The 6,129-nt window shown below is 31.1% G+C and carries 7 protein-coding genes; 5 read left to right on the top strand and 2 right to left on the bottom strand.

The genetic code is table 11. From position 1 onward, the window contains the following. The 5 genes from ABWO04_RS09375 to ABWO04_RS09355 all read left to right on the top strand — a co-directional run. Nucleotides 1-640 (top strand): OmpA family protein (locus ABWO04_RS09375; RefSeq protein WP_353079449.1); only part of this gene is annotated, 640 nt, incomplete at its 5' end. A gap of 71 nt (nucleotides 641-711) precedes the next feature. Beyond that, entirely contained in the window at nucleotides 712-1,167 is a 456-nt protein-coding gene (locus tag ABWO04_RS09370; RefSeq protein WP_353079447.1) for a DUF1569 domain-containing protein, read from the top strand. Nucleotides 1,168-1,249: 82 nt separating this feature from the next. Beyond that, nucleotides 1,250-1,414: a hypothetical protein gene (locus ABWO04_RS09365; protein WP_353079445.1), complete on the top strand. Its 165-nt coding sequence runs from the start codon at nucleotides 1,250-1,252 to the stop codon at nucleotides 1,412-1,414. A gap of 9 nt (nucleotides 1,415-1,423) precedes the next feature. Further along, nucleotides 1,424-2,461, top strand: coding sequence for an aldo/keto reductase (locus tag ABWO04_RS09360; protein WP_353079443.1), 1,038 nt, complete (start codon nucleotides 1,424-1,426; stop codon nucleotides 2,459-2,461). A gap of 73 nt (nucleotides 2,462-2,534) precedes the next feature. Next, a complete protein-coding gene (locus ABWO04_RS09355) occupies nucleotides 2,535-3,224 on the top strand; it encodes a hypothetical protein (protein ID WP_353079441.1) in 690 nt (229 codons plus the stop codon). 88 nt (nucleotides 3,225-3,312) lie between these two features. Here the strand turns inward: ABWO04_RS09355 and ABWO04_RS09350 are convergent, their stop codons facing one another. Further along, entirely contained in the window at nucleotides 3,313-5,136 is a 1,824-nt protein-coding gene (locus ABWO04_RS09350; protein WP_353079439.1) for a DUF4139 domain-containing protein, read from the bottom strand. 38 nt (nucleotides 5,137-5,174) lie between these two features. Continuing rightward, nucleotides 5,175-6,129: DNA repair protein RadA (gene radA / locus ABWO04_RS09345; RefSeq protein WP_353079437.1), on the bottom strand; the 955-nt coding region annotated here is incomplete at its 5' end.

Here is a 6,129-nt window from a genome sequence, read left to right as displayed (position 1 = left end):
GAATAAAAATAGAGAGTTATTGGCACAACTTGGTGCTAAAGAAAAAGCATTGGCAGCAGAACAAGACCGTTTAAATAAATTACGTAACGAGCTAGAGTCAAACACCAAACGCTTAAATGAATTAGAAAGCATGATTGCGGCTAAAGATGCCGCTATGAAAAAGCTGAAAGACACGCTGTCAAAAGCATTGAATGCCTTTGAGGGAAAAGGATTGACCGTTCAAATGAAGAATGGGAAAGTATATGTTTCTATGGAAAATAAATTGCTTTTCGAATCAGGAAGTTGGACTGTTGGAACAGAAGGTAAAAAAGCGGTTGATTTAGTAGGAAAAGTCTTAGGAGATAATCCGGATATTTCGGTACTAATTGAAGGACACACAGACAATGATAAAATTGTAGGTTCTATTGGTGGTGGTGTAGAAAATAACTGGGACTTATCTACCAAACGTGCAACAGCAATTGTAACCATTTTATCGGCTAATGCTAAAGTTAAAAAAGAAAATTTAACAGCAGCTGGTCGTGGAGAATTCGCACCTTTATTGTCAAACGAAACGGCAGAAGGAAAAGCAAAAAATCGTAGAATTGAATTTATTTTAACTCCAAAATTAGACGAACTGTCTAAGTTGTTAAACGAATTGTAAGATTCAAATTAATACTAAAAGTTGCCTAAAAGGAAATTATTTTTTTAGGCAACTTTCTTATTTCATAAAATATGAACTCACTTCTTCCATTACTTCAGCAATTAGAAAGTCATATTTCTAATTTTGAAAAAACAAATCCGAAGGTTTCAAATAGTACTGTTGGCTGGCAAATAGACCATTGTTTGTTGGTGATAAATGGCATTATTGGTCAGATAGAAATTTCAGATCCATTGAAATATCAACCCAAATGGACCTTTCCAAAATTTATGGTTTTTACAACTGGTAAAATTCCAAGAGGTAAAGCTAAAGCGCCAAAAGTGGTAATTCCAACTCAGGTTGCTACTCAAGAGGAACTACTCGCGAAATTAGCAGCAGCTAAAAATAATGTTTTAAAACTGGATTCTTTTTCTGAAAATCAGTTTTTTAATCACCCTTTTTTTAAGGATTTAAATGTAAAACAAACCAAAAAATTTTTAACGATTCACACCAAACATCATTTAAAAATTATAGAGGACATCTTGAAATAAATAAAATCTATATTACATCACTTATATCTTTTTTAAACTTTGTAACTTCGTCATTCAATAAATTAATTTAATACTCTTCGAAATGATAAAATCTAAAACCATTTTTTTAATAAGTCTATTACTTTTTGCTATTACTATATTTTTATTAATTGAATACCAAGATTCACAAAGAATGCAATTAATTGCAGGAATGTTAATAGTTGTGAGTTTTGGTTCTAATTGTGTAGCGTATTTTTCAAAAAAATAGTCTTTCACTATGAAATTCACAACACTTCCAAATACCGAATTAAAAGTCAGCAAAGCTTGTTTAGGCACAATGACATTCGGAAATCAGAACACCGAAGCGGAATCCCATTTTCAATTAGATTATGCCGTAGAACGAGGAATTAATTTTATTGATACAGCCGAAATGTATCCCATTGGCGGAAACGAACATATTTTTGGAAGTACCGAACGTTTTATTGGAACTTGGTTAGCCAAAAACAAGCATAAAAGGGATGATTTAGTGATAGCTACTAAAATTGCAGGACCAAATAGAGGTATGGATTACATTCGTAAACCGCTCGATTTTTCTAAGAAAAGCCTTACTGAAGCGGTAGAATTAAGTTTAAAAAATTTACAAACGGATTATATTGATTTATATCAAACGCATTGGCCAGAACGTATTATGAATATGTTTCAAAAAAGAGGTGTAGAAAAATTAGACACGCATTGGCAAGAAAATATTTTTGAAGTTTTAACTGTTTTTGATGGTTTAATTAAAGAAGGAAAAATAAAACATATTGGTATTTCAAATGAAAATCCGTGGGGTGTGATGAAGTTTTTAATGGAAAGTGAAAAACACAGTTTACCTCGAATTGCCACCATTCAAAATCCATTTTCGTTATTAAATAGATTATACGAAGTAGGGTTGTCTGAAATTGGAATGCGTGAAAATGTTGGTTTATTGGCGTATTCACCATTAGGTTTCGGATTTTTATCTGGTAAATATTTAAATGGCACTCCAGATAATTCGCGAATGAAATTATTCCCAAATTTTGTACGTTACACAAACGAAAATTGTTTTAAAGCCACAAAATTATACCAAGATTTAGCACATAGTTTGGGCTTAACCATAACCGAAATGGCGATTGCCTTTGTAAACCATCAAGAATTTGTAACATCAACCATAATTGGCGCTACAACAATTGACCAATTAGAAGAGAATATCAATGCTTTTGATGTGATGCTTACTGATTCCGTTTTTGAAGAAATCAATAAAATTCAGGAATTAATTCCAAATCCAGCGCCTTAATTTTTTATATCCGCATTTTAAATTTCAAATAAAAATACTATTTTTACCACCTCTTAATCTAAAAATTAAAACTATGAAGCCTATTTTATTGTTTATTCTTTCAATTTCTTTTTCAAGTTACTCGCAAGTTCAATCTCTTGGCCGAGAAACCAATCAATTTGCTACTTGGGATTTAACAAGAGAAATTAAGTCAACTGTTAAAATTAAAGAGGTTAGTGGATCAGCTTATGCTGATGAAAACTTTTATGATGGTCAAATTCGACTTACAGACACAGTTGCAACCATTCTTCCAGTTAGATACAATGTAGTTTTAGATGAATTAGAATTTAAAAAGAATGATAAAGTATACGCTTTAGTTCCTCAAGATTATACTACAATAAAAATTCCTTATATTAACAAAGTATACAGCTATTTAAATTATAATTCTGAAAACGCATCTAAAAAAGGTTTTTTGGGAGTGGAAACAACTAATAAAAATATAAATTTTTACACAAAAGAAGTAATTGTTTATGTGCCATATGCTGATGCATCAAATGCTTATTCAGAACCGATACCTTCTCATTTTAAAAAGGGTGAAAAATTATATTTTATTGGATTATCTGATAAATCTATAGTTGAAATGCCGGAAAAAAATAAAGATCTTTTGAAATTATTTCCTATATATGAAAAGGAAATATCAGCCTTTATAAAAACAAACAAAATCTCTCTTAATGAAGAGAAAGAGTTGTTACTCTTAGTTAATTATTTAGACACTTTAAAATAGAAGTTTAAATTTGTAATAAAATGTATAAATAAAAAAATGAGAGTTATATAAACTCTCATTTTTTTTAAACCATATAGGATTCCGTCAATTAAAGATTCCCTATTATTTTATCTTTTGGATATTTTACTTTGTAACTGATTCTATATTTTTTTGTTTCATTTGGTCTCAGTTTAATTTCCCAACTCAAAACACCTGTTTCTTCATTTGCTTTTGCGCCATCTTTATCTAAAAGTTCAACAGTTATTTCTTTATCTGTACTTAATGGATATTGATCTTTTAACAACATATTAATTTCTTCCTTTTTGTTGTTTCTAACCGTAATATCATACGTAAAGGTTTGCTCTTTATAGGATGATAAAAATTTAGTTCCCGATTTGTCTGATATTCTTTCACGTTTAATCGAGATTTTTTTATCTCTACCCATACTCAAATTTAAAGTATCTTGCGTTTGGTTCGGATTTATCGTCGTTTTTCCAACATACATCCCTTCGAAAACAATATTTGCCTCACCAGGCAATAAATTATATTTTGCATAATCATTTAATTCAGCCAATAAAAAGGCTTCTTTTTCTACTTTCGGTGCCGCATAATACTTATAAGTTGCTGGAATTTTAATATCTTTCAAGGATACGCTATGTGCTTTTCCATTAGATAATATATCATACGGGATATCAATATCGAATGACACATTTAATTCTTGTTCTTCAATTGTGGTATAATCATTCATATTTTTTGTTGTTATCAAAACTACTCCATTGGCACCTTTATTTCCATAAATTGATATTGCAGCGTCATCTTTAATTACATTAACACTTTTTATATTATTTTGGTCAAGGTTTTTAAAATCTTGATTACTTGAAGGAATGCCATTAATTATGATTAAAGGGTCTGTATCTCCATTAATTGAGGAAGCACCTCTGATATATCCATCAAATTTAGCCGAACCCGGAGTTCCGCTTGATGATATAATTGTTAAACCTGGAGCCGTTCCTTGTAAAGAAGCTAAAACGGATGCATTTGGTCTGTTTTCAAATTCTTTATATTTCCCATAACTTAAAAACCAAGCTTGTAATAATGGTGCAATATTGTTTTGATTTGGATTGCCACTTGAAAGGGTAAGTTTTACTTTTTTCCAATCAATTCCTGTGGTTTGAGTTACTTTTGCTTTGTATGCAAGATCAATTGAAGCAGTTATATTTTCTGCTCGTAAATCGTAAAAAGGTTGCCAAGAAGCCGAATTGGTAATATAAGAGATGTCTAAATTTACATTTCCAGCTACTTCATTCATTACTTGTAAAATTAATTTTCCTTCAGATATTTTTTCTTCTTTTTGGTTATTAATTTCCAATTTATTGTTTAATTCGTCAAGTGTTTTTCTCCATTTTGTTTCTTTTTCTGCAAGCAACACAACTGCATTGTCCAGTTCAATTCTTTTTGATTTATAATACTCAACAAGTTTCATTAATTCAGCTACATTTAAACCAGAATTTGCACCACGAATTTCTTTGTTTTTATCTAATATTTCAATGGTTTGTTGGTGCGAATTTTTATCAATTTGTATTTTCTTAAGTTCCTTTTGAACATATAAAATGCTGTCTTGAACTTTTTTAATCAACGGATTGCTGTCGTCAAGTTCGTATTCAGAAATATAATTATCTGAAAACTGAACAGATAAAACGGTTACGCTTTTAGGTGCGCCAATTTGTACGGTATTTTCATTTAAGTAATCCGCTACATTTTTTATAACAATTTCACTTGTTCCTACAGGTAAATTTACCGAAGTACTCTGTGTTATTTCAGCACCAGAAAAATAAACAGTAGCCGCTTTTGTTTTAGCTGAAGTAAAAATTGGTTTTTGTGCTACTGCAATTGCAGATACCAGTAAGCAAATAGTTAAGATAGATTTTTTCATATATTTTAAGTTTAAGAATGAGGGTTTGTTTTTTTATTTTATCCAAATAATTGTTCCACTAAATCTTCAATTTTACTAACCAATCGCACATCAATTTTAAAATCTTTCGGATTTATTTTATTGTGTTTCGATACGAAAATGGTCGAAAAACCTAATTTTTCAGCTTCTTGTATGCGCTGTTCTACTTTATTTACCGGACGAATTTCGCCTGTTAAACCTACTTCGCCAGCAAAACAAAAATCTTTATCAATCGTAATGTCTTCATTAGAAGATAATATTGCCGCCACTACAGCCAAGTCAATTGCCGGATCGTCCACATTAATACCGCCTGTAATGTTTAAAAATACGTCTTTAGCTCCCAAACGGAATCCTGCACGTTTTTCTAAAACAGCTAAAATCATATTTAATCGTTTCAGATTATAACCCGTTGTGCTTCGTTGAGGTGTGCCATAAACGGCAGTAGAAACTAATGCCTGAATTTCTATCATTAAGGGGCGCATACCTTCAATTGTAGTTGCTATTGCCGTACCAGATAGATAATTGTCTTTATTAGAAATTAATATTTCCGATGGATTACTAACTTCGCGTAAGCCGTTTCCTAACATTTCGTAAATGCCCAATTCGGCAGTAGAACCAAAACGGTTTTTCAAAGCTCGTAGAATTCTGTACACATGATTTCTATCGCCTTCAAATTGCAAAACGGTGTCAACCATATGCTCTAAAATTTTCGGACCTGCAATGGTGCCGTCTTTGGTAATATGACCAATTAAAATGACAGGAACATTGGTTTCTTTAGCGAATTTTATTAGTTCTGCTGTACATTCTCTAATTTGAGAAATGCTTCCTGCAGAAGATTCAATATATTCGGTATGTAGGGTTTGAATTGAATCAATAATTACTACTTGCGGTTCAATTTCCTCAATTTGACGAAATATGTTTTGTGTTTTGGTTTCGGTTAAAATAAAACAATTATCCGTTTGTCCTGTAATTCTT

Origin of the sequence: Flavobacterium sp., from assembly GCF_040382755.1 — a bacterium.
In the GTDB taxonomy this organism is placed as follows: Bacteria; Bacteroidota; Bacteroidia; order Flavobacteriales; family Flavobacteriaceae; genus Flavobacterium.
Note: the sequence above shows the minus strand (reverse complement) of the source record. Positions and strands in the feature narration are given on the sequence as shown.

What these genes read in the sequence shown, in the direction of transcription:
- ABWO04_RS09370 (WP_353079447.1), top strand. Translation starts at nt 712, where the DNA reads ATGAACTCACTTCTTCCATTACTTCAGCAATTAGAAAGTCATATTTCT.
- ABWO04_RS09365 (WP_353079445.1), top strand. Translation starts at nt 1,250, where the DNA reads ATGATAAAATCTAAAACCATTTTTTTAATAAGTCTATTACTTTTTGCT.
- ABWO04_RS09360 (WP_353079443.1), top strand. Translation starts at nt 1,424, where the DNA reads ATGAAATTCACAACACTTCCAAATACCGAATTAAAAGTCAGCAAAGCT.
- ABWO04_RS09355 (WP_353079441.1), top strand. Translation starts at nt 2,535, where the DNA reads ATGAAGCCTATTTTATTGTTTATTCTTTCAATTTCTTTTTCAAGTTAC.
- ABWO04_RS09350 (WP_353079439.1), bottom strand. Translation starts at nt 5,136, where the DNA reads ATGAAAAAATCTATCTTAACTATTTGCTTACTGGTATCTGCAATTGCA.